The organism is Bradyrhizobium sp. OK095 (genome assembly GCF_900109945.1).
Classification (GTDB): Bacteria; Pseudomonadota; Alphaproteobacteria; order Rhizobiales; family Xanthobacteraceae; genus Bradyrhizobium.
This window is the reverse complement of record NZ_FOBX01000009.1, coordinates 176,513-196,986: the sequence shown is the minus strand read 5'-3', so window position 1 is coordinate 196,986 and position 20,474 is coordinate 176,513. Positions and strand designations below refer to the sequence as shown.

The window sequence follows — 20,474 nt, the reverse complement described above, 5'->3', positions numbered from 1 at the left end:
CCTCGCATACCCCGCGGGTTGTTGCCGGCTGCCGCCCATGACATCATCCCGATACCCGAGTCATCTCCACCCTCTGGATGCCTAATGCCACGCCGGAAATTTGCCTGGGAGAAGCTGTCGGACGACGAGTTGCTCAAGCAGCGCCTCTCCAGCCTGAGGGTTACGGTCGAAGGCACCTGGCTGGAGGATTGCGTCGGCACGCTCCACGAGGAGCTCGAGGAGCGCGGCATCCGGCTGCGGCCGCACACCTGGATCTCGAGCGAATGGTTTAGCCCGGCAGATGTGCCCGGCATCGCGATTCCCTTCTATCTCGCCCATCCCCGCCTGATGAAGCTCGAGAAGAAGATGATGTTCGACGTCGAGGGCGGAACCTGGCGCGAGTGCATGGCCATCCTCCGTCACGAGGCAGGCCATGCCGTGCAGCACGGCTATCAGTTACAACGCCGCCGGCGCTGGCAGCAGCTGTTCGGCCCGTCGTCGAAACACTACCCGCGCTACTACCGGCCCAATCCGGCCAGCCGGCGTTACGTCCAGCATCTCCGCCTCTGGTACGCGCAGAGCCATCCGGATGAAGACTTCGCCGAAACTTTTGCGGTGTGGCTGCGGCCGCGTTCGAACTGGCGGACGCGATATGCCGGCTGGCCGGCGCTGAAGAAGCTCGAATATGTCGACGAGCTGATGAGCGAGATCGCGGGAGAGCGGGCGCTGATCACGACGCGGGAGCGTGTCGACCCACTGGGCAAGCTCAGCCAGACGCTCGAAGACCACTACAAGAAGAAGCAGGCGTTCTACGCCTTCACGCCACCGAAGACCTACGACCGCGACCTCTCCAGGCTCTTCTCCGCCGATCCACGGCATCACCGATCAAAGCCGGCTTCGGCCCTGATCCGGCGGCACCGCGCCCAGATCAGGCAATTGGTCGCGCGATGGACGGGCGAAAATCAACTCACGCTCGATGCCGTGCTCGACGAGATGATCTCCCGCTGCCGCGAGCTCGATCTGCGCGCCGTCGGCCCCGAGCAGAAGCTCGTTCTCGATTTCACCGTCCTCGTGACCGCCAAGACGATGCACACGATGTTCGGCCCGTCGCGGCGGAAATGGATCGCACTATGAGACGACTCCGTATTCTCGTGCTGATGCATCCGGACTTCCTGCCTCCGGACTCCTCCGACGGATACACCGCGCAGGAAATCAACAACTGGAAAACGGAATACGACGTCGTGAGCACCTTGCGCGCGGCGGGCCATGAGGTTCGCGCCCTCGGCGCGCAGGAGGAAATCAGGCCCATCCGAGAAGCGATCGAGGAGTTCAAGCCGCACGTGGTTTTCACGCTGCTGGAGGAATTCCACAACAACGTCGCCTACGACCAGCACATCGCCAGCTATCTCGAGCTGATGAAGGTGCCTTATACCGGGTGCAATCCGCGCGGCCTGATCCTGGCGCGCGGCAAGGATTTGTCCAAGACGCTGGTGCATCATCGCCGGATCGCGGTGCCGGCCTTCGCCGTTTTCCCGATGCGACGCAAGGTGAAACGTCCGACGCGTCTTGCACTGCCGCTGATCGTCAAGAGCCTGAACATGGATGGATCTGCCGGCATTTCTCAGGCCTCCATCGTCGATACCGACGAAAAGCTCGCAGAGCGCGTCGCCTTCATTCACGATCGGAGCGAAACCGCCGCCATCGCCGAGCAGTTCATCGAGGGGCGAGAGCTTTACGTCGGCGTGCTCGGCAACAACCGCCTGCGCGTTCTGCCGGTTTGGGAGTTGAAATTCGGCAGCATGGGCGGGCGCAGGTCACGCCACATCGCCACGGAGAAGGCCAAGCACGACACCGACTATCAGGAGAAGGTCGGCATCGTCGATGGGCACGCGAAGGATCTCGCGCCCGAAGTCACCGCGCGCATTCAGCGCGCCGCGAAACGCATCTACCGGGCGCTCGGCCTCGATGGATACGCGCGCATCGACTTTCGTCTGGCCGCCGACGGCACGCCGTATTTCATCGAAGCCAACCCCAACCCGGAAATCGCCAAGAGCCAGGAGTTCGCCACCGCGGCTCAGCATGACGGGCTCAAATATCCCGATCTCCTGCAGCGCATCCTGACCCTCGGGATCAGCCGTGCGAAGGCGGGTGTGTCGCTAGGCTGAGGCCTTCGCGCTCGCCACCTCCGCAAACGACTTGAAGAACTCTCCCGCGAGCTTGGTCGCGGTCGAGTTGATCAGCCGCGCGCCGAGCTGGGCGAGCTTGCCGCCGATCTGGGCGTCGACCTCGTAGTGCAGCACCGTAACTTCAGCACTCTCGGATTCCAGCCGCACCAGGGCGCCGCCCTTGGCAAAGCCGGCGACGCCGCCGGAGCCCTCGCCAGAGATGCGGTAGCTGTTGGGCGGGTCGAAATCTGACAACGTTACCTTGCCGCTGAATGTCGCCTTCACCGGACCGACCTTGAAGACCACGGTCGCGGTCATCTCATTCGGTGCAGTCACCTCGAGCGACTGACAGCCGGGGATGCATTGCTTCAGCACAGCGGGATCGTTCAGCGCCGCCCACACCTGTTCGCGCGAGGCCGGGATACGCTGGCTGTCGTTCATCTGCATGGTCGGTGTCTCACTCTCTGCTTGCGACTTGGGTCGCGGCGCGCTGGCCGCGCCGTCGTTCCCTGGTGATCTCGGCGAGGATCGACATCGCGATCTCCTCCGGCGTGATGGCGCCGAGGTCGAGACCGGCCGGCGCCTTGAAATCGTCGATCGCAGCGGCATTGGCGCCTTCCGCAAGAAGCTTGGCGCGCAGCGAGGCCATCTTGCGGCGGCTGCCGACAAAGGCGTGATAGTCGGCCTTGATCGCCACCGCCGCGCGCAGGGCAGCTTCATCACCCTTGCCTTGCGTCGAGACCACGACGAAGCGCTTGGCGTTGCTGAGCTCGCCGAGCAGGTAACCGTCGATCATCGCGTCAGCATCCGGCTGCGCCGTAAGATCGGTCGCGGGCGCCGCGAGCGTGACGTGATAGCCGAGCACGCGCGCTTGCGCCGCAAGCGACAGCGCCACCGGGCTTGCCCCGAGAACAACGAGCGAGGGATGCGGCAGAACCGGCTCCACAAAGATGTCCATCGTGCCCTTGCTCGGGCACATGTTGCTGGCAAAGCGAACGCCGTCGCGGCTCTCGCCCGCGCTGACGCCGAGCTCGGCGAGCAGATTTTCCGGTTGCACCGAGACCATGCGCGGCTCGCCATCGGCCAGCGCTTCGCGCGCCGCCTTCAGCACCGCGCCCTTGGCGCAGCCGCCGCCGATCCATCCTGCGACGATGGTTCCGTCGGCCGCGATGATCGCCTTGGCGCCGGCCTTGGCCGCAGTGACCGAGACCGTACGCACCACCGTCGCCAGCACGAAGGCGCGCTCGGCGGCCTTCATCTGCGCCACGAGATCCAGCACTTCGACATGAGCGGTCATTGGTGCCTCCTCTAGAGCTTCGCCAGATAGGGTTCGAGCGCGCGCAGGCTTTGCAGCGAATTCGCCGGCGCATAGAGATCGACATGCGGCAATGCGGCCTTGATGCCCCTCGCCTCCGGCGTATATCCCTCCCACGCCATCATCGGATTGAGCCAGACGATGCGGCGACAACGCCGGTGTAGCGCCGCCATTTCGCGGCCGAGCAACGCGGCATCACCGGTCTCGTAGCCGTCGGAGACGATCATCACGCAGCTGCGCGAATGGATCACGCGCGCGGCATGCCAGCGATTGAAGGTTTGTAAGGACTCGCCGATCTTCGTGCCGCCGCCCGCGCCCTGCGCCATGATCGAGAGCCGGTCGAGTGCGCGGCCGGCGTCCTTCTCCTTCATCGCATCGGAGACATAGGCGAGGCGCGTGTGAAACAGAAACGCCTCGGCCTCGCGGAACTGGTCCAGCACGCCGTGGATGAAGCGCAGGAATACGGCGGTGTACATGCTCATCGAGCCCGAGGCATCGAGCAGCACGACCAGCCGCAGCGGCTTGTCCTTGCGCTGACGCTGGACCAGGCTGATCGGCACACCGCCATGGCTGATGTTGCGATGGATGGTACGCCGGAGGTCGAGCCGGTAGCCGCGCCGGCGCGCCAGATCCCGCCGGGTCAGCCGCGTGCGCATCGCCCGCGCGAGCTGTGCGGCGGCTTCATGGGCCTGCGCAACCTGATCGGGATCGCTGAGCTTTCGGAAATCGACCTCAGCAAAATTGTCCGCGCGCGAGGCGCCCTCCATACGCCCCTCGCCGGAGCGTGCCTCCGGCGGATCGTCGGAGGACGGAAGCTGGTCGGTGACCGACTGGCCACCGCCCTGCTCTGCCGTTGCATCCTGCAAGGTCTTCAGGGACGGGTTGCTGGCACCGGGCGCCGAGCCGATCGTACGAGAACGCGAACGCAAGCGCTTGCCGAGCCAGAACGCATCGAACAGCCCGTCGAACTTGTCCCAGTCGGACTTGCGCGTGGAAAACAGATGCTTGAACGCCGCGCGCAGCAGGCCCGGCCGCCCCGCATAACCTGATGACATCAACGTCGCGGCATCCTGCCCTTCGGCCAGCCCAACGCGAAAGCCGGCGTCGCGCAGGGTGCGCAGGAACGCCGCGAGCTTCGCAGACACGAGGCGGGAGACCTCATGGAGATCGTCATATCCGGGACTGGAGCCGCAGCAGCTCATGCGACCTTCCCCAGCATGCGCTGCGTCACCTCGGGCGTGACGCGGGCGCGGTCCTCATGGGTCTTCAAGAGACAGATCAGCGTCTCATGCACGGTCTCAGGCGCGTCGTGGAGATCGCTGACGTCGAGGCCGACGAGCGCGGCTGCCCAGTCCAGCGTCTCGGCGACACCAGGCACCTTTCGCAATTCCTCTTTGCGCACGCCCTCGACCATCCGCGCGATCTGGAGCGAGAGCGACGGGCTCGCACCGGTGACACGCGCCAGGATGATTCGGGTCTCACGATCGACATCGGGATAATCGACATAGTGATAGAGACAGCGGCGGCGCAGTGCGTCGGACAGCTCGCGCGTGCCGTTGGAGGTCAGCACCACATGCGGGATCGTGACGGCCGATATTGTCCCAAGTTCGGGGATCGATATCTGGAAATCGGAGAGCAGCTCCAGCAGGAACGCTTCGAACTCGTCATCGGCGCGGTCGATCTCGTCGATCAGCAGCACCGGCGCCTTCGGGCGGCGGATCGCAGCGAGCAAGGGACGCTCCAGCAGGTATTTTTCCGAGAACACCTGATCCTCGATGCTGTCGGTGCCACGATGCGCCTGGATCGCCAGCAATTGGCGCTGGTAGTTCCACTCGTAGAGTGCGGAAGACTGATCGAGCCCCTCGTAGCATTGCAGCCGGATCAGTTCGGTCGCGTGCACTTTTGCCAGCGCCTTCGCCACCTCTGTCTTGCCGACGCCCGCCTCGCCTTCCAGCAATAGCGGACGCCGTAACAATTGCATCAGCGAGATCGCGGTCGCGAGGTCCGCATCCGCGATGTAGCCGGATGCGGCCAGTGCTTGCGCGATTTCGTCACGATTCTTCATTGGTCCTCGACTGAATGCCGTACGTTCCGTGGCCTTCATGGTTCGAGACGCGCGAAGACGCGCTCCTCACCATGAGGGTCTAGGCCTCATCCTGAGGAGCGGCGCGTGCGCCGCGTCTCGAAGGATGAAAGCCCGGCTCTCGCCAATCACGCTACGCAACCGCGCCCAGATCCTTCGCCGCCTTCCAGTTGCGCCAGAAATCGTGCGGCATCTGGATGTGCGTGCTTCCTAAGAACGAGAACGCGTCGTTGACGGCGTTGGAGAACGCCGGCACGCCGCCGACATTCGGGCTCTCGCCGACGCCCTTGGCGCCGATCGGATGATGCGGCGACGGGGTGACGGTGAAGTCGGTCTCCCAATGCGGCGTCTCCACCGCGGTCGGCATGAAGAAATCCATGAACGAGCCGGTGACGACGTTGCCGACCTCGTCGTAGCGGATCTCCTGACCCATCGCGATCGCGAAGGCCTCGGTGAGGCCGCCATGCACCTGGCCCTCGATGATCATCGGGTTGATGCGGGTGCCGCAATCGTCGAGCGCATAGAAGCGCCGGACCTTGTACACGCCGGTATCGACATCGATATCCATCACACAGAGATAGGCGCCGAACGGATAGGTCATGTTGGGCGGATCGTAGTAGCTGACCGCCTCCAGCCCCGGCTCCATGCCCGGCGGCACAGAGTTATACGCCGCCCAGCAGATATCCTTCATCGACATGAACTTCTCAGGCAGGCCTCTGACCCGGAAACCGTCGATGTCGAATTCGAGATCGTCCTCGTGGACCTCGAGCTTGTAGGCCGCGATCATCTGCGCCTTGGCCTTGATCTTTCGCGCGGCCATGGCGATCGCGGCGCCGGCCACCGGCGTCGAGCGCGAGCCGTAGGTGCCGAGCCCGTAAGGCGCGGTGTCGGTGTTGCCCTCTTCCACCATGATGTTGTCGGCGGGAATGCCGATCTCGGTCGCGATGATCTGGGCCCAGGTGGTCTCATGTCCCTGCCCCTGGCTCTTGGAGCCGACCCGCGCGATGCCGGCCCCGGTCGGATGCATGCGGATCTCGCAGGAATCGAACATGGCGATGCCCAGAATGTCGCAATTCTTCGACGGCCCGGCACCGACGATCTCGGTGAAGAAAGAGATGCCGAGGCCCATGATGTCGCGGGTCTCGCCCCGCTTGAAGGCCGCCCGCTTCTCCGCCTGCTCCTTGCGGAGCGCGGCGTAGCCGGTGGTCTCCATCATCTTCCGCATGGCGGTGTGGTAGTCGCCGGAATCGTATTCCCAGCCCAGCGCCGAGTGATACGGAAACTGCTCCGCCTTGATGAAGTTTTTTAGCCTGAGCTCCGCCGGGTCCATGTTGAGCTTCTGCGCCAGAATATCCATGGCACGCTCGATGCAATAGGCGGCCTCGGTGACGCGGAACGAGCAGCGATAGGCAACGCCACCGGGCGCCTTGTTGGTGTAGACGCCGTCCACCGCCAGATGCGCGGTCGGGAAATCATAGGAACCGGTGACGATGTTGAAGAAGCCGGCCGGCCATTTCGACGGGTCGGCGCAGGCATCGAACGCGCCGTGATCGGCGAGCACGTGGACACGAAGACCCGTGACCTTGCCGTCTTTGGTCGCGGCGACTTCCGTGGTCATATGATAGTCGCGCGCGAACGAGGTCGCGGTCAGGTTCTCGATGCGATCCTCGACCCATTTCACCGGCTTGCCTGTGACGATGGAGGCGACGGCCGCGCAGATGTAGCCGGGATAGGCGCCGACCTTGTTGCCGAAACCGCCGCCGATATCAGGCGCGATGACGTGGATCTTGTGCTCCGGAATCTTTGCGATCAGCGCTACCACGGTGCGGATCACATGCGGAGCCTGGAACGTGCCGTAGATCGTCAGCTCGCCCTTGATCTTGTCGAACGAGCAGACGCACTGGCAGGTCTCCAGCGGCGACGGATGGGTGCGGTGATAGGAGATCATCTCCTTGATGGTGACGTCCGCCTTCTTGAAGGCGGCGTCAGTCATTTCTTTGTCGCCGACGGTCCACTCAAAAATGTGGTTGTTGTGCTTGCGTGGCCCGTGCGCGCCAATGGTCTTGCCAACGAGGTCCTCGCGCAGCACTGGCGCGTCGGCATCCATCGCCTTGAAGGGATCGACCAGCGGCGGTAGTGCCTCGTATTCGACGATCACCTTGTTGATGCCGTCATCGGCCTCATAGCGGTCGGTGGCGACCACAAAGGCGACCTCCTGGTTCTGGAACAGCACCTTGCCGTCGGCCAAAACCATCTGCACGTCGCCAGCGAGCGTCGGCATCCAGGCGAGGTTGACGGTCTTCAGCGTCTCGGCGGTGATCACCGCGAGCACGCCCGGGACCTTCAACGCCTCGCTGTCGTCGATCTTCTTCACGCGCGCATGCGGATGCGGTGATCGCACGAAGTCGCCGTGCAGCATGCCGGGCAGCTTGACGTCGTCGACGTAATTGCCTCTTCCTTGCGTGAAGCGGATGTCCTCGACGCGCTTGCGCTTGCAGCCCATGCCTTCGAGTGCGGCGGTGCGTTGTTCCCGCGTGGGAGTGAGGTCATTCATTCCGCAGCCTCCTGAAATTCCACGCCGTTGATCTTGGCGGCGGCGTATTGAATGGCTTTGACGATGTTCTGGTAGCCGGTGCAGCGGCAGATGTTGCCGGAGATGCCCATGCGGATCTCAGGCTCGCTTGGCGAGGGATTTTCCTTCAGCAGCCGATGCGCGCGGACGATCATGCCGGGCGTGCAAAAGCCGCATTGCAGGCCGTGCATCATGCGGAAGCCTTCCTGCAGCGCCGACAGCGTTCCGTCGGCATTGGCCATGCCCTCGACGGTGATGATGTCGCTTCCGTCAGCCTGCACCGCGAACATCGTGCAGGATTTGACCGACATGCCGTCGATATCAATCGTGCAGGCGCCGCAATGCGTGGTCTCGCAGCCGATATGGGTGCCGGTCAGCTGCAAATTCTCGCGGATGAAATGTACCAGCAACGTGCGCGGCTCGACGAGGCCTTCGACCTCGGCGCCGTTCACCTTCATGGTGACGTGTGTTTTGGCCATTGATCCCCTCCTTTATTTCGCAACGGAAGCGGCGCGCTGCAGCGCCCGCGTCACCATGATGCCGCCGACATGTTTTCTGTATTCGACCGGACCGCGGGCATCCGCGGCCGGCGCCATGATCGCTGAGGCTGCCGCAGCCGCCTTCTTCAGCGAGGCAGCGTCGAGGCTCGTCCCGATCACCGCCTTGGCGGCGTCGGTGGCGAGCAGCGGCGTCTCGTGGACGTTGGTGAGGCCGATTGAGCAGGTCGCGACCTTGCCGCTCGCCATGGTGAGTACGACGGCGGCAGCCGCCGTGGCGTAGTCGCCGACCTTGCGCTTCAGCTTCTCGTAGGCGCAGCCGTGGCCGGTAGCTGGCGCAGGGAAAGAGACCGAGGTGAGGATTTCGCCGGGTTCGAGCGCGGTGAAATAGGCGCCCTGGTAGAAGTCAGCAGCTGCCACATCGCGGACGCCGCCGGGGCCTTCGAGACGGTAGGTCGCGCCCAGGGTCATCATCAGTGCCGGCATATCGTTGCCGGGATCGCCATTGGCGACGTTGCCGCCGATCGTGCCGCGGTAGCGGACCTGCGGATCGGCGATCAGCAGCGCCGTCTCGTGCAGGATCGGGGCGGATCTGGCGATCTCTTCGGAAGCCAGCAGATCATGCTGGGTGGTCATCGCGCCGATAACGACGTTACCGCCGTCGCGGCTGATGCCCTTGAGGGCGGTGATGCCATGCAAATCGATCAGATGGGCGGGGGTGGCGAGCCGAAGCTTCATCATCGGCACCAGGCTGTGCCCGCCGGCCAGAGGCCGCGCATCCTCGCCGAGGTTGACCAAGAGTTTGACGGCATCGGCGACACTCGCCGGCCGGTGATAGTTGAATGATCCCGGGATCATCGTGTCCTCCCACATTCGTCCTTGGCGCGTGACGGCGCGGACGTTGGAGGGGACGGTCTCTCCCGGCGGGGTGGCCCGCAATCATTCGGGCACGGAACAGCGGATTTCGCACGAGTTACGGGTGGAGGCGCACGAATTGCGTCAGGGGCAGAGACCCTTCACCTCGCCCCGCTTGCGGCAGGGCTGTCCGGGGCGAGGGAGTGATAGAGCGGTGCCCTATGCCTGCCGCCGGTTTGCCAGCCCCAACCTCGCCCTCACCTCGGCGATCTTGGCCCGGCTGACCGGCACCCGGTGCGGCGATGGGCCGTCGAGCTCGAGCACGGCGCCGTCGCCCTCCTTCCGGACCAAGGCGACATGGGGGATGGCGACGATATGACTGCGGTGCACGCGCAGGAACAGCGAGGGATCGAGCTGCGCCTCAGCTTCCGAAATCGACCAGGGGCACATCCGCTCGCGAGTGCCGTCATGCACCCGGGTGTAATGCGCATCGGCCCGAACGCTGCGCACATTGGCGGTCTCGATGAAATGCGTCCCGTCAGCACTCTCGACCGGCAGCCGGGGAACCGGCGCACGCGGCGGCTGGCCGAGCCCGCCGAGCGGTGCCATTGGCCGCGGAGATGAGGCAGGCGCCGCAATCAGTTCGATGGCGGCCGCCGCGACCGACGATACAACCGGTTCGGTGGCAATAGAGTTCGAACTCTGACGCCGTTGATCGGGAACCAGCGACAGCAAGAAGCCGGCTGCGATGACAAAGCACAGCACCGCAACGACGACCGACAAGATTTGCTGCGACGCGGCAAGACCGCCGCCGACATGGTGGTGCGCCGCACCCGCCAGTGGCTCGAAATGCATGCCCAGCATCGCGGTGTAATGCATGCCGGAGACCGCGACACCGAAGGCCACCGAGCTCACGATCAGGCGAACGCCTTCCTGCTGCGCCAGGAAGGCGCGCAAACCGCCATAGGCGGTGACGATTGCGACGAGGATCGACAGCAGCACCATCGTCTGGTCGTGCACGATGCCGAACGGACCGGCGAGGCCATGGATGCCGACATAATGCATGCTGGCGATGCCGACGCCGAGCAGGACGGCGGACGATGCCACCCGCTTCAGCGAAGGCTCGCCGATCGAGACAAAGAAGAGCGAGATGCCGACCACCAGGGCGCAGATCAGGAACGAGATGATGGTGGGCAGGACGAGATAGACCGTGTCGGGCGGCAACGGCGCGGCCAGCATGCCGACGAAATGCATGGTCCAGATGCCGACGGCCAGAAACGCGGCTGCACCCGCGAGCAGCACGCGGTTACTGACGCCGGGCGTATTGCGGATGCGAGCAGCAAGCGCAAAGCCGGTATAGCCACCCAGACTCGCGATCGCCACCGACAGCGCGACGAGATAGGGATCGTGTCCTTCGAACATGATCTTGTCGGCCGCCCCGTCTCCACGGCACGGCCTCCTCCCGCCGCCGACCTTACAGGGACGGCGGCGGGATTGACAATCAGCGGCGTGTGAGCGGGCCTATTCACAATTCCTGCCGTGGAAGGCTCCTCATTCCCCGACGAGCCATACCTTCCTGCCGGGAAAGGGAATGACATTGCGCGAGTCACTTTTCGCAGCCAGCCATACCTCGGCTCGCGCGCGAAGCTCCGCGATCTCTTGTTGCCAGAGTCTCACCCTGACTTCCTCAGTGCTGCCGGACGCCAACCTTGAAGCCCTTTCCAGATCATTGAGATCGTCCACGGGGTCATTGATGTAGCCGCTCGGCAATTCGTGCTGATTATATTCGACGCCGGATATGATCCAGTCTGTCAGGGTTCGACGTGCAAGCTCACATGATGGGTCGAGCTCGAGCGCCTGTTCCAAGTGGAGCCATGGCTCATCGCACCTCAAAAGTCCGAGCCAGAGGTGCCCCTCTGCTTCACCTGGAGAGGACTCGATCCAACTGCGAAGGGTCGGGATAAGTAGCTTCGTTCGGAGCGGGTGCGGCAGCACGACGCGATCGTCATGAAATTTCCGACTGCGCCACAACACCCATTTCGAGAAGGTCAGGCGCTCGCCCAGCGACCAATCGACAGCACCCTGCAAGAAGCTGCTTAGGTGCTCCATCGCGGCCGCGCGGACACCTTGCGCCCTGAACTTGCAGAAGCGCGAGAACTCAAGCCATGCCTCCTCGTTCTTGGCTTCCGTGGCCAAGAAAGCAAGCTTGTCGATGTCATCGTTGCCGGGCATGCCCCCGGTTATGCCCTCCACCTGAGGGCGATACAAGCTCCGCACTCCCGTCGGAGACTATCCGGCGACGTTTGACGCGGCACGCCCCTCTCCCTTTGCTGAAGGGAGAAGGGAACGCTTGGTTGGCGGGCAGAAAGCGGCAGCCTTCACGCCAACACGGGCACGCGGGTGGACATCGATTACACAATTCCCGCCGCGACCTGGCCGCGCAGGCGCTCCAGGCCGTGCAACGTCTCTGCACAGGCGGCCGCGACCTCGACGCCCTTGATCGCAAAGTGCCTGCGGAAGAAATCGTAGTGCACTTCGGTCTCATGGAATTGCTGCGGCGTCAGCACGGCGGAGAACACCGGCACCTCGGTGCGCAGCTGCACGTCCATCAGCGCCTTGATCACGGTGTCGGCGACGAACTCGTGGCGATAGATGCCGCCATCGACGACGAGGCCGGCCGCGACGATCGCGGTGTAGCGCCGCGTCTTGGCGAGGATCTGCGCATGCAGCGGGATCTCGAACGAGCCCGGCACCTCGAACACGTCGACATGGGTGAGATGACGCGCCTCGGCCTCCTTCACGAAGGCGATGCGGGCTTCCTCGACCACGTCACGGTGCCAGCAGGCCTGTATGAAGGCGACCCGCTGCGGCTTTGCGAAGCGCGGATGTTCGGTCACCGGCGGGTCCACTGGAACCGGCGGCTGTGTCTGGGACGTTTCGGTTTGGGGGTCTTGCAACATCTGATTCATGGCTTTCCTTCTTAAGGACCAGAATCAGGGCACACGGAACGACAAACAGCCGCACCTCGCGATGCGTCTGCCACCGACCGTTCTCTTTCATCCGGACTTTAACCGTCGGCTTCGGAGTTGCACCGAATCTGCTGACCCTTCCCTTCAGGAAAATCCTTGGGGAAGGCGCTCGCGGGCTTGGGCCTTTCGACCCTTACCGCCGGTGGGGACTTTCACCCCGCCCTGAGAACATCGGCCGTCCGGAATGAACGGCCTGAGGGGAAATATGACGCCGGCAGCCCGCCGCAGCAAGCGCGTTCCGCATGAAAAACCGCATGGTCCCATGCCGCCATGACAGTCCGGCCCTCGCGGCGCGGAATTAACGATTGGGACGCAGTCCGGGAGTCCGATTCCGGTTTGTTCTTTTCGTTAATAATTATGGCCATGAGATGAGCTGTGGACGAAGGAGTCATGGCTTGTGGACGGACTCGGCAGCCAGTTGCGCAGATTCCGCAAATCACATCAGTTGATCCGCGACAAGCCCGCGCTGATCCCGGGATCGCAACAGCGACGCCTAGGGATCGCCTTAGCAATATTTAAGGGAGCGCGCGCCGGACCAACCGCGTGCGTATCAAAGACAACAAAAAGGCAAGAGGTCGAGGCGGCATGTCCCTGCTCGAAAGCACTACCGATTCCCGAAATCACCCGCTCGCGGTGGTCGAGGACATCGCTGCCAGCAACAACTGGCCGTTCGAACGCTCCGGCGAAGACGAGCTTACCATTGTCTCGAAGGGACAATGGACCGACTACCAGATCTCCTTCACCTGGATGGGTGAGATCGAGGCGCTGCATCTGGCCTGCGCGTTCGACATGAAGATTCCGGTGGCGCGGCGCGGCGAAGTGCAGCGACTCGTCGCTGCCGTCAACGAGCAATTGTGGGTCGGCCATTTCGATCTGTGGACCAGCACCGGCATGGTGATGCACCGCCAGGCGCTGGTGCTGCCGGGCGGGCTCACCGCCTCGACAGGGCAATGCGAAGCCATGCTCGCCGGCGCCATCCACGCCTGCGAACGTTACTTCCCGGCGTTCCAGTTCGTGGTGTGGGCGGGCAAGAGCACGACAGAAGCCATGAACGCCGCGATGTTCGATACGGTCGGAGAGGCGTAACTCCCTGTCGTCCCGGGGCGCGCGAAGCGCGAGCCCGGGACCCATACCGCGTGATGCCCGCGTTTGGCACACGGCTTGTTGTCAACACCCCCATCCACTAGAACCGCTTGTGGTTATGGGTCCCCGCCTTCGCGAGGACGACACCTTTGCTTGAGTGACGACAGTGGCAAACAACAACACTCTTCAAAACATCACCGGCACCATCCTGCTTGCCGGCGCCGGCAAGATGGGCGGCGCGATGCTGACCGGATGGCTGGCGGGCGGGCTCGATCCGCGCCGCGTCGCGGTGGTCGATCCGCACATCTCGCCCGAGATCACCGCGCTGGCCGCCAAAGGCGTCGCCCTCAATCCTGATGTGACGGCGGCAGGCTTTGTCGAGACCATGGTCGTCGCGGTGAAGCCTCAGATGTTCCGTGAGGCCGGCGCGAAACTGAAATCGTTCGTCTCGGAAAAAACCTCAGTGGTTTCGATCATGGCGGGAACCACGATTGCATCGCTTGAGGATGTCTGCGGCGGCGCCGTGGTGCGCGCGATGCCGAACACGCCGGCCGCGATCGGCCGCGGCATCACCGTGGCCGTCGCGGCGAACAACGTCAGTGGCGGCCAACGCGCCGTGGCCGATGCGCTGCTGCGCGCCACCGGCTCGGTCGAATGGGTCGAGGATGAAAGCCTGATGGATGCGGTGACGGCCGTCTCCGGCTCCGGGCCCGCCTATGTGTTCCTGCTCGCCGAAGAACTCGCGCGCGCTGGTGTCGAAGCGGGATTGCCAGAAGCGCTGGCGACGAAGCTTGCGCGCGAAACGGTCGCAGGCTCCGGCGAGCTGCTGCATCAGTCGGATCTTCCCTCCGCCACGTTGCGCCAGAACGTCACCTCGCCCGGCGGCACCACGGCCGCAGCACTCGGCGTACTGATGGGCGAGCCCGGCCTGCAGGACCTGATGATCCGCGCGATTGCGGCGGCGACGCAGCGGTCGAAGGAATTGGCGAAGTAGCGCGTATCTCCTCATGGTGAGGAGGCGCGAAGCGCCGTCTCGAACCATGCAGGCCCGACTGCCGCCCGCAGCCATCCTTCGAGACGACCGCTGCGCGGTCTCCTCAGGATGAGGTCCGATGATGCGGCGGCGTCTTGGAGCTACGCCCCCAACCGCTTGTTGAACATCGCGACATTAACGAGCCCGCGCGCGTGGCGGCCCTCGCCGAGCCTGCGCGTGCCCTCGAACGCCTCGACCTCGAAGCGGATGACGCGGCGCTCGATCGCGACGACTTTTGCGGTGGTTCGCACCGTCGCGCCGACCAGCGCTGCCGCGAGATGGCGGATATCGACCTCGGTGCCGACCGTGACCCAGCCCGACTGAAGTGCGGCGCGGATGGCGTCACCTGACGTCATCTCCATTTCCAGGATCATCATCGGCGTCGCATAGACAAAAGGCATGCCCGACACGAAATGTCCGACCGTGCGCTCCACTGGGACCACCAGCGTGCGCTCCGCGCTCATGCCGATCGTAATGAAGTCGCGTGCGTCCATGCTCGCTCCTCAACGTCGTCCCGGCAAAAATGCCGGGACGACGGCAATGATTGCGCTTCGAGCCTCCGCTACTTCTTCGCAGCCGCCGCGCGTTCCACAAACGTCTTGCCGCCCTTCATCTTGTGGCGAAGCGGGGCTTCGTTGATCTGGATGACGACGGCATCGGCGTCGACGCCGAGATTCTTCACCAGCGCCTGGGTGATGTCGCGCATCATGCCGGCCTTTTGTTCGTCGGTGCGGCCTTCGGCCATGCTGACGGTGATCTCAGGCATTTTTCTCTCCCTTGCGGCCGAACACCGGCCATTAACGATCGTCATCAAACAAGACGCGGATGCCCGGGACAAGCCCGGGCATGACGGCGCTTGCGAATGGCTATCCCCACTTTACGTCATGGCGGGCCAGGACCTCGCGCACTTTTGCGACGAGGTCGGCTTCGCTGCACGAGAACTGCGCGGGTCGGGTCTCGCGCCATTCCTGGTTGGAGGCGATCGCGGCCGCGGCCTTGGCGCCCTCGATCAGATCCTTGACCTGCACCTCACCGCGCGCCTTTTCATCGGAGCCTTGGATGATCACGCAAGGTGAGTTGCGGCGGTCGGCATATTTGAGCTGGTTGCCCATGTTCTTGGGATTGCCGAGATAGAGCTCCGCGCGGACTCCGGCGGTGCGCAGGCTTGCCACCATCTTCTGGTAGTCGGCGACGCGGTCGCGGTCGAACACTGTGACGACCACGGGTCCGAATTCGGGCCGCGTGTCGAGCTTGCCGAGCAGCGTCAGCGCGGCCTGGAGCCTGGACACGCCGATCGAAAAACCGGTCGCCGGCACCGGCTCGCCGCGGAAGCGCGAGACCAGGCCGTCATAACGTCCGCCGCCGCCGACCGAGCCGAACCGCACCAGGCGGCCCTTCTCGTCCTTGGTCTCGAGCAGGAGTTCGACCTCGTAGACGGGACCGGTGTAGTATTCGAGGCCGCGGACAACAGAGGGATCGATCTTGATGCGGTCCGCCCCGTAGCCCGACGCCGTCACCAGTTTTGCAATTTCTTCCAGCTCGCTCACGCCGGCCTGACCGACCTCGCTCTTGGCGAGATAGGTTTCGGCCGCGGCAATGGCCTCTTTCCAGTCGTCGCGCGGCTTGGTGATGGCGAGAACGACGTCGGCCTCAGCGGCACTGAGGTTGGCCCCCTTCGTGAAGTCGCCTTTGCCTTCTTCGCCGCCGTCCCACCGACCGGGGCCGAGTAGCTTGCGCACTTCGTCGGCGGAAAACTTGTCGAGCTTGTCGATCGCGCGCAGCACCGTCAGCCTGCGGCCTGCGTTCTCGTCACCGCCGAGGCCGATGGCCTCCAGAACGCCGTCGAGCACTTTGCGGTTGTTGACCTTCACGACGTAGGAGCCGCGCGCGATGCCGAGCGCCTCCATCGTATCGGCCGCCATCATGCAGATCTCGGCGTCCGCCGCCGGCGTCGCCGAGCCGACCGTGTCGGCATCGAACTGCATGAACTGGCGGAAGCGGCCGGGGCCGGGCTTCTCGTTGCGGAAGACGTAGCCGACGCGGTAGCTCCGGTAGGGCAAGACCAGGCCATCGGTCCCGTAGCGCTCGCCGACGTAGCGCGCGAGCGGCGCGGTCAAATCGTAGCGGAGCGAAATCCACTGCTCGTCGTCGTCCTGGAACGAGAACACGCCCTCGTTCGGACGATCCTGGTCGGGCAGGAACTTGCCGAGCGCGTCGGTGTATTCCATCGCGGGCGTTTCCACGGGCTCGAAGCCGTAGAGCTCGTAGACGGCGCGGATCTTCTCGACCATCTCGCGCGTCGCCCGGATCGCGGCAGGGTCGCGATCCTCGAGCCCGCGCGGCAGGCGCGCCTTCAGTTTCTGGGGTTTTTTGGGTTTTTCGGCCATGCGGGCGTTTACCAGCCGGGGCGCAAGGCGGCAACCGCCGGCTTACCCTTACGGCTGCTCCATCCGTGCCCGGAGGGCGTCGGCGTCCGCCTTCGGCAGCGACTTCAGCGTCGGCTTGATGGTTTCGCCGCCGACGATCTTGCCGTTGCGCATGAACATCCAGTCGGAGATGTCGGCGTCGCTGAACTTGACCTCGTCGCCGGCCCGCTTGCCGGGCAGATCGCGCGGTTCGTTGGCGAAGAGGCCCGAATAGGTCCCGTTCGGCTGCTTCTTCACGTCGGCGATCCAGATGTGCTCGCCGCCCCGGCGGGTCGAAAAGCGGACTTTCAGGGAATGCCCGGTCTCCGACGGTTTTGGCGCTTCATAGGAAGCCCAGAATGTCGGGAGCGTGCCGCGGGCGCGCGCGATCGCGGTGTTCATCTCGGGATCGGTGGTGCGCACGTCAACGATCGGCGAGCGGTCTTCGGCGGAGACCTCGGGCTTGGGGCCGATGGTCAGGATGCCGAAGACGGTGACGCCGGTGACGACGGCGAGAATGGCCCATTTCAGGGGTTGGGGGAGTTTGGAAGCCATGATCGCGATGCCCGAATGTCTCGATGTCATGGGCTTTGTCGCGCGGCCATCGTGACGCGTTCATGCTATCGGCTGGCGTTCCCCGGATGCTGCGCAACGCGCCGCGCTTGCGGCGTGGTGCGCTGCTGATCCGGGGTCCAGCCATTAGCAGTCTGGGTCCCGGCTCGCGCTTCGCGCGTCCGGGACACGAGAGATCAATCCAGCTTCCTGATCCAGTTGTGCGGATCGTTGGTGCGGCCGTACTGGATGTCGACGAGCTGCTTGCGCAGGCCCATGGCGACGGGGCCGGCGGCGCCGCCGCTGATCTCGAAATCGCCGCTCACCGAGCGGACCTTGCCGATCGGCGAGATCACGGCCGCGGTACCGCAGGCAAACGCTTCCTTCAGTCTGCCGCTGGCCGCATCCTTCCGCCACTGGTCGATCGAATAGGGTTCTTCGCGCACGGTCTTGCCGGCATCTTTCGCCAGCGCGATGATGGAGTCGCGGGTGATGCCGGGCAGGATGGTGCCGAGCGGCGGCGTCGACAGCGAGCCGTCGTCGAACACGAAGAACACGTTCATGCCGCCGAGTTCCTCGACGTAGCGGCGCTCGACCGCGTCGAGGAACACGACCTGATCGCAGCCGTGCTGGATCGCTTCCGCCTGCGCGCGCAGGCTCGCGGCGTAGTTGCCGCCGCACTTGACGGCGCCGGTGCCACCGACGGCGGCGCGCGTGTAATTCTCCGAGACCCAGATCGAGACCGGCGCGGGGCCGCCCTTGAAATACGAGCCGACCGGCGAGGCGATCACTGCAAAGATGTATTCGGACGACGGCTTGACGCCGAGGAAGGTCTCGCTCGCGATCATGAAGGGCCGCAGATAAAGGCTGCCCTCGCCGCCCGGCATCCAGGCGCGGTCGATGCGCACGACCTGCTCGACCGCCTCGATGAAGACGTCCTCGGGGACCTGCGCCATCGCCATGCGGTCTGCGGAGTCCTTGAAGCGCCGCGCATTGGCGTCGGGGCGGAACAGGTTCACGCCGCCATCGTCGCGCTTGTAGGCCTTGAGGCCCTCGAAAATTTCCTGGGCGTAGTGCAGGACGGCACCGGCCGGATCGAGCTGGAAGTTGGCGCGTGCCTCGATCCGCGCCTCATACCAGCCGCCCTTGGCCTGGTTATAGCGGACCACCGCCATGTGATCGGTGAAGACCCGCCCGAAGCCGGGGTCCACCAGCTTGGCGACGCGGTCCTTCTCGGGGACTGGATTTGATGCGGGCTGGATGTCGAATTTCATGCTCATGTCCTTAGGCCTCCCGCTGCCGGTGGCGGCGCTGTTCTGGCGCCTGCCGACCCTGTTTGGGCCCGGCTGGCTTGATGTGGTTTCTGGCCGGACCGCCGCCAGCCTTGTTACGGCCGGTTTCCGTGGCCAGCATGTCAGCCGAGGACATGCTTTTGCGGAAGGCAGAAGTCCAGTATGTTTTGCCGAAATGCCGCTCGACAATCGCACGGTAGATCTGCTTCGGCCGTCGCCGCCTGTCCGGCTTACCCCGGCCGCTCTTAGAACTGCCACCCAAAGCGAAACGATCTAAAGTTTCGTTCGGGCTGATCGTTTTGTAACATTGAACCCAAGATACGTCAATATGCCTGACATAAATTTCGCGACTCCCCCTCAAGACGCTGCCGAGCCTCGGCCGGCCGCAGGCGATGGAGGCAATTTGCGCTGGGATATCATCGAGCTGCTGTTCTTCGCCTATCGCGATTTCGTCGGCGATCCCGACCAGGAGCTGGAGGCATTCGGCTTCGGCCGGGCCCACCACCGGGTCATGCATTTCGTCTATCGCTATCCAGGCCTCAAGGTCGCCGATTTGCTCGACGTCCTGCGCATTACAAAACAGTCGCTCGGCCGGGTGCTCAAGCAGCTCCTGGACGAGGGCTACATCGTGCAGAAGACCGGCGACAATGACCGCCGCCAACGGCTGCTCTACGCGACGCCGAAGGGCGAGGCGCTGGTGCAGAAGCTTGCCGGTCTCCAGACCACGCGGATCACCAAGGCGCTCGCCGAGATGGCTCCGCAGGATGCGGAGACCGTCAAGCGCTTCCTGCGCGCGATGATCGACCGCGAGGACCCGGACAAGGTGCTCGAGACGATCTTCGCCGCCACCGTCAATCAAGACGGAAAGGAGTGACCGTGCCGTTCGCTGCCACGCTCGCCCGCCCACCGGTCGAACCGGCCGACGATGCCCCGCATCTGCTGCTGGTCGACGACGACCGCCGCATCCGCGATCTGTTGTCACGCTTTCTCGCCAGCGAAGGCTATCGCGTCACCACCGCCGCGAGCGCCGGCGATGCGCGCTCGAAGCTGCTGGGACTGCATTTCGATCTTCTGATCCTCGACGTGATGATGCCCGGCGAGACCGGCTTCGATCTCGCCCGCTTCATCCGCACCTCTTCCTCGGTCCCGATCGTGATGCTGACCGCGCGGCACGAAGCGGAAGCCCGCATCGAAGGCTTGCAGATCGGTGCCGACGACTACGTCGCAAAACCGTTCGAGCCGCGCGAGCTTGCGCTCCGCATCAACAACATCCTCAAGCGCGCCGCCCCGCCGCCACAGGCCGCGGCGATCGAGAAAATCGTCTTCGGTCCCTACGTCTACCATCTCGACCGCGGCGAATTGCGCCAGGGCGAGGAGGTCATTCACCTCACCGATCGCGAACGCGAAATGCTGCGGATCCTCTCGGAGACGCCAGGCGAGACCGTGCCGCGCAGCGCGCTGACCGGAAACGGCAGCGTCAACGAGCGCGCCGTTGACGTGCAGATCAACCGCCTCAGGCGCAAGATCGAGACCGATCCCGCCAATCCGCTGTTCCTCCAGGCGGTGCGCGGCATCGGCTATCGCCTGGTGGCCTCGCCATAAATCAGTGAAACG

21 protein-coding genes and 1 riboswitch are annotated in these 20,474 nt (G+C 64.3%); of the genes, 6 read left to right on the top strand and 15 right to left on the bottom strand.

Annotated features, from left to right (window positions below; translation table 11 throughout):
• The first annotated feature begins 84 nt into the window (after window positions 1-84).
• Complete coding sequence (locus tag BMW89_RS24150; protein WP_092029521.1) at window positions 85-1,113, top strand: putative zinc-binding metallopeptidase; 1,029 nt, start codon at window positions 85-87, stop codon at window positions 1,111-1,113.
• Window positions 1,110-2,144: a D-alanine--D-alanine ligase family protein gene (locus BMW89_RS24145; protein ID WP_177196274.1), complete on the top strand. Its 1,035-nt coding sequence runs from the start codon at window positions 1,110-1,112 to the stop codon at window positions 2,142-2,144. The genes BMW89_RS24150 and BMW89_RS24145 overlap by 4 nt, the downstream gene beginning before the upstream one ends.
• On the opposite strand, the gene BMW89_RS24140 is transcribed toward BMW89_RS24145, so the two are convergent.
• The 10 genes from BMW89_RS24140 to BMW89_RS24095 form a co-directional block, all read right to left on the bottom strand.
• Window positions 2,136-2,591 (bottom strand): SRPBCC family protein, encoded by a 456-nt coding sequence (locus BMW89_RS24140; RefSeq protein ID WP_092029519.1) that lies wholly within the window; start codon window positions 2,589-2,591, stop codon window positions 2,136-2,138. The genes BMW89_RS24145 and BMW89_RS24140 overlap by 9 nt on opposite strands.
• Window positions 2,592-2,601: 10 nt before the next feature.
• Complete coding sequence (locus tag BMW89_RS24135; RefSeq protein ID WP_092029518.1) at window positions 2,602-3,441, bottom strand: XdhC family protein; 840 nt, start codon at window positions 3,439-3,441, stop codon at window positions 2,602-2,604.
• 11 nt (window positions 3,442-3,452) lie between these two features.
• Complete coding sequence (locus tag BMW89_RS24130; RefSeq protein WP_092029517.1) at window positions 3,453-4,661, bottom strand: vWA domain-containing protein; 1,209 nt, start codon at window positions 4,659-4,661, stop codon at window positions 3,453-3,455.
• Window positions 4,658-5,524: an AAA family ATPase gene (locus tag BMW89_RS24125; protein ID WP_092029516.1), complete on the bottom strand. Its 867-nt coding sequence runs from the start codon at window positions 5,522-5,524 to the stop codon at window positions 4,658-4,660. The genes BMW89_RS24130 and BMW89_RS24125 overlap by 4 nt, the downstream gene beginning before the upstream one ends.
• Window positions 5,525-5,675: 151 nt before the next feature.
• Window positions 5,676-8,096, bottom strand: a complete 2,421-nt coding sequence (locus BMW89_RS24120) for an aerobic carbon-monoxide dehydrogenase large subunit (protein WP_092029515.1) — start codon at window positions 8,094-8,096, stop codon at window positions 5,676-5,678.
• The gene (locus BMW89_RS24115) at window positions 8,093-8,593 is read right to left on the bottom strand and encodes a (2Fe-2S)-binding protein (protein ID WP_092029514.1); all 501 of its coding nucleotides are present in this window, start codon (window positions 8,591-8,593) and stop codon (window positions 8,093-8,095) included. The genes BMW89_RS24120 and BMW89_RS24115 overlap by 4 nt, the downstream gene beginning before the upstream one ends.
• 12 nt (window positions 8,594-8,605) lie before the next feature.
• Entirely contained in the window at window positions 8,606-9,469 is an 864-nt protein-coding gene (locus tag BMW89_RS24110) for an FAD binding domain-containing protein (protein ID WP_092029769.1), read from the bottom strand.
• A 216-nt stretch (window positions 9,470-9,685) separates the two neighbouring features.
• Window positions 9,686-10,888, bottom strand: coding sequence for an MHYT domain-containing protein (locus BMW89_RS24105; protein WP_092029513.1), 1,203 nt, complete (start codon window positions 10,886-10,888; stop codon window positions 9,686-9,688).
• A 129-nt stretch (window positions 10,889-11,017) separates the two neighbouring features.
• Entirely contained in the window at window positions 11,018-11,698 is a 681-nt protein-coding gene (locus BMW89_RS24100) for a hypothetical protein (RefSeq protein WP_092029512.1), read from the bottom strand.
• A gap of 179 nt (window positions 11,699-11,877) precedes the next feature.
• A complete protein-coding gene (locus BMW89_RS24095; RefSeq protein WP_092029511.1) occupies window positions 11,878-12,435 on the bottom strand; it encodes a 6,7-dimethyl-8-ribityllumazine synthase in 558 nt (185 codons plus the stop codon).
• Between the two features lie 75 nt (window positions 12,436-12,510).
• Window positions 12,511-12,669: riboswitch (FMN riboswitch) on the bottom strand.
• 411 nt (window positions 12,670-13,080) lie between these two features.
• Here BMW89_RS24095 and BMW89_RS24090 point away from each other — a divergent pair.
• Both BMW89_RS24090 and proC read left to right on the top strand, forming a co-directional pair.
• Window positions 13,081-13,581, top strand: a complete 501-nt coding sequence (locus tag BMW89_RS24090; RefSeq protein WP_092029510.1) for a type III secretion system chaperone family protein — start codon at window positions 13,081-13,083, stop codon at window positions 13,579-13,581.
• Between the two features lie 154 nt (window positions 13,582-13,735).
• Window positions 13,736-14,572: a pyrroline-5-carboxylate reductase gene (gene proC, locus BMW89_RS24085; RefSeq protein ID WP_092029509.1), complete on the top strand. Its 837-nt coding sequence runs from the start codon at window positions 13,736-13,738 to the stop codon at window positions 14,570-14,572.
• A gap of 140 nt (window positions 14,573-14,712) precedes the next feature.
• On the opposite strand, the gene BMW89_RS24080 is transcribed toward proC, so the two are convergent.
• The 5 genes from BMW89_RS24080 to BMW89_RS24060 form a co-directional block, all read right to left on the bottom strand.
• Window positions 14,713-15,105, bottom strand: a complete 393-nt coding sequence (locus tag BMW89_RS24080; RefSeq protein WP_092029508.1) for a thioesterase family protein — start codon at window positions 15,103-15,105, stop codon at window positions 14,713-14,715.
• A 68-nt stretch (window positions 15,106-15,173) separates the two neighbouring features.
• Window positions 15,174-15,422, bottom strand: coding sequence for a tautomerase family protein (locus tag BMW89_RS24075; RefSeq protein WP_092029507.1), 249 nt, complete (start codon window positions 15,420-15,422; stop codon window positions 15,174-15,176).
• A 55-nt stretch (window positions 15,423-15,477) separates the two neighbouring features.
• On the bottom strand, window positions 15,478-16,998 hold the full coding sequence (gene hisS, locus BMW89_RS24070; RefSeq protein WP_092029506.1) for a histidine--tRNA ligase: 1,521 nt from the start codon (window positions 16,996-16,998) through the stop codon (window positions 15,478-15,480).
• Window positions 16,999-17,046: 48 nt separating this feature from the next.
• Entirely contained in the window at window positions 17,047-17,571 is a 525-nt protein-coding gene (locus tag BMW89_RS24065) for a YegJ family protein (protein WP_092029766.1), read from the bottom strand.
• Between the two features lie 194 nt (window positions 17,572-17,765).
• Complete coding sequence (locus tag BMW89_RS24060) at window positions 17,766-18,848, bottom strand: branched-chain amino acid aminotransferase (protein WP_092029505.1); 1,083 nt, start codon at window positions 18,846-18,848, stop codon at window positions 17,766-17,768.
• A 340-nt stretch (window positions 18,849-19,188) separates the two neighbouring features.
• Here BMW89_RS24060 and BMW89_RS24055 point away from each other — a divergent pair, with 340 nt between their 5' ends.
• On the top strand, window positions 19,189-19,734 hold the full coding sequence (locus tag BMW89_RS24055; RefSeq protein WP_092029504.1) for a MarR family winged helix-turn-helix transcriptional regulator: 546 nt from the start codon (window positions 19,189-19,191) through the stop codon (window positions 19,732-19,734).
• Window positions 19,731-20,462 carry a response regulator gene (locus BMW89_RS24050; protein ID WP_092029503.1) on the top strand — a complete coding sequence of 244 codons (732 nt, stop codon included), beginning with the start codon at window positions 19,731-19,733 and terminating at the stop codon, window positions 20,460-20,462. Before BMW89_RS24055 ends, BMW89_RS24050 begins: the two co-directional genes overlap by 4 nt.
• Window positions 20,463-20,474 lie beyond the last annotated feature (12 nt).

Coding starts and splice junctions, on each gene's coding strand:
- BMW89_RS24125 (WP_092029516.1), bottom strand. CDS start 5,524: ATGAAGAATCGTGACGAAATCGCGCAAGCACTGGCCGCATCCGGCTAC.
- BMW89_RS24145 (WP_177196274.1), top strand. CDS start 1,110: ATGAGACGACTCCGTATTCTCGTGCTGATGCATCCGGACTTCCTGCCT.
- BMW89_RS24110 (WP_092029769.1), bottom strand. CDS start 9,469: ATGATCCCGGGATCATTCAACTATCACCGGCCGGCGAGTGTCGCCGAT.
- BMW89_RS24105 (WP_092029513.1), bottom strand. CDS start 10,888: ATGTTCGAAGGACACGATCCCTATCTCGTCGCGCTGTCGGTGGCGATC.
- BMW89_RS24140 (WP_092029519.1), bottom strand. CDS start 2,591: ATGCAGATGAACGACAGCCAGCGTATCCCGGCCTCGCGCGAACAGGTG.
- BMW89_RS24090 (WP_092029510.1), top strand. CDS start 13,081: ATGTCCCTGCTCGAAAGCACTACCGATTCCCGAAATCACCCGCTCGCG.
- BMW89_RS24130 (WP_092029517.1), bottom strand. CDS start 4,661: ATGAGCTGCTGCGGCTCCAGTCCCGGATATGACGATCTCCATGAGGTC.
- hisS (WP_092029506.1), bottom strand. CDS start 16,998: ATGGCCGAAAAACCCAAAAAACCCCAGAAACTGAAGGCGCGCCTGCCG.
- BMW89_RS24115 (WP_092029514.1), bottom strand. CDS start 8,593: ATGGCCAAAACACACGTCACCATGAAGGTGAACGGCGCCGAGGTCGAA.
- BMW89_RS24135 (WP_092029518.1), bottom strand. CDS start 3,441: ATGACCGCTCATGTCGAAGTGCTGGATCTCGTGGCGCAGATGAAGGCC.
- BMW89_RS24080 (WP_092029508.1), bottom strand. CDS start 15,105: ATGGACGCACGCGACTTCATTACGATCGGCATGAGCGCGGAGCGCACG.
- BMW89_RS24095 (WP_092029511.1), bottom strand. CDS start 12,435: ATGAATCAGATGTTGCAAGACCCCCAAACCGAAACGTCCCAGACACAG.
- BMW89_RS24055 (WP_092029504.1), top strand. CDS start 19,189: ATGCCTGACATAAATTTCGCGACTCCCCCTCAAGACGCTGCCGAGCCT.
- BMW89_RS24060 (WP_092029505.1), bottom strand. CDS start 18,848: ATGAGCATGAAATTCGACATCCAGCCCGCATCAAATCCAGTCCCCGAG.
- BMW89_RS24120 (WP_092029515.1), bottom strand. CDS start 8,096: ATGAATGACCTCACTCCCACGCGGGAACAACGCACCGCCGCACTCGAA.
- BMW89_RS24150 (WP_092029521.1), top strand. CDS start 85: ATGCCACGCCGGAAATTTGCCTGGGAGAAGCTGTCGGACGACGAGTTG.
- BMW89_RS24065 (WP_092029766.1), bottom strand. CDS start 17,571: ATGGCTTCCAAACTCCCCCAACCCCTGAAATGGGCCATTCTCGCCGTC.
- BMW89_RS24100 (WP_092029512.1), bottom strand. CDS start 11,698: ATGCCCGGCAACGATGACATCGACAAGCTTGCTTTCTTGGCCACGGAA.
- BMW89_RS24075 (WP_092029507.1), bottom strand. CDS start 15,422: ATGACGATCGTTAATGGCCGGTGTTCGGCCGCAAGGGAGAGAAAAATG.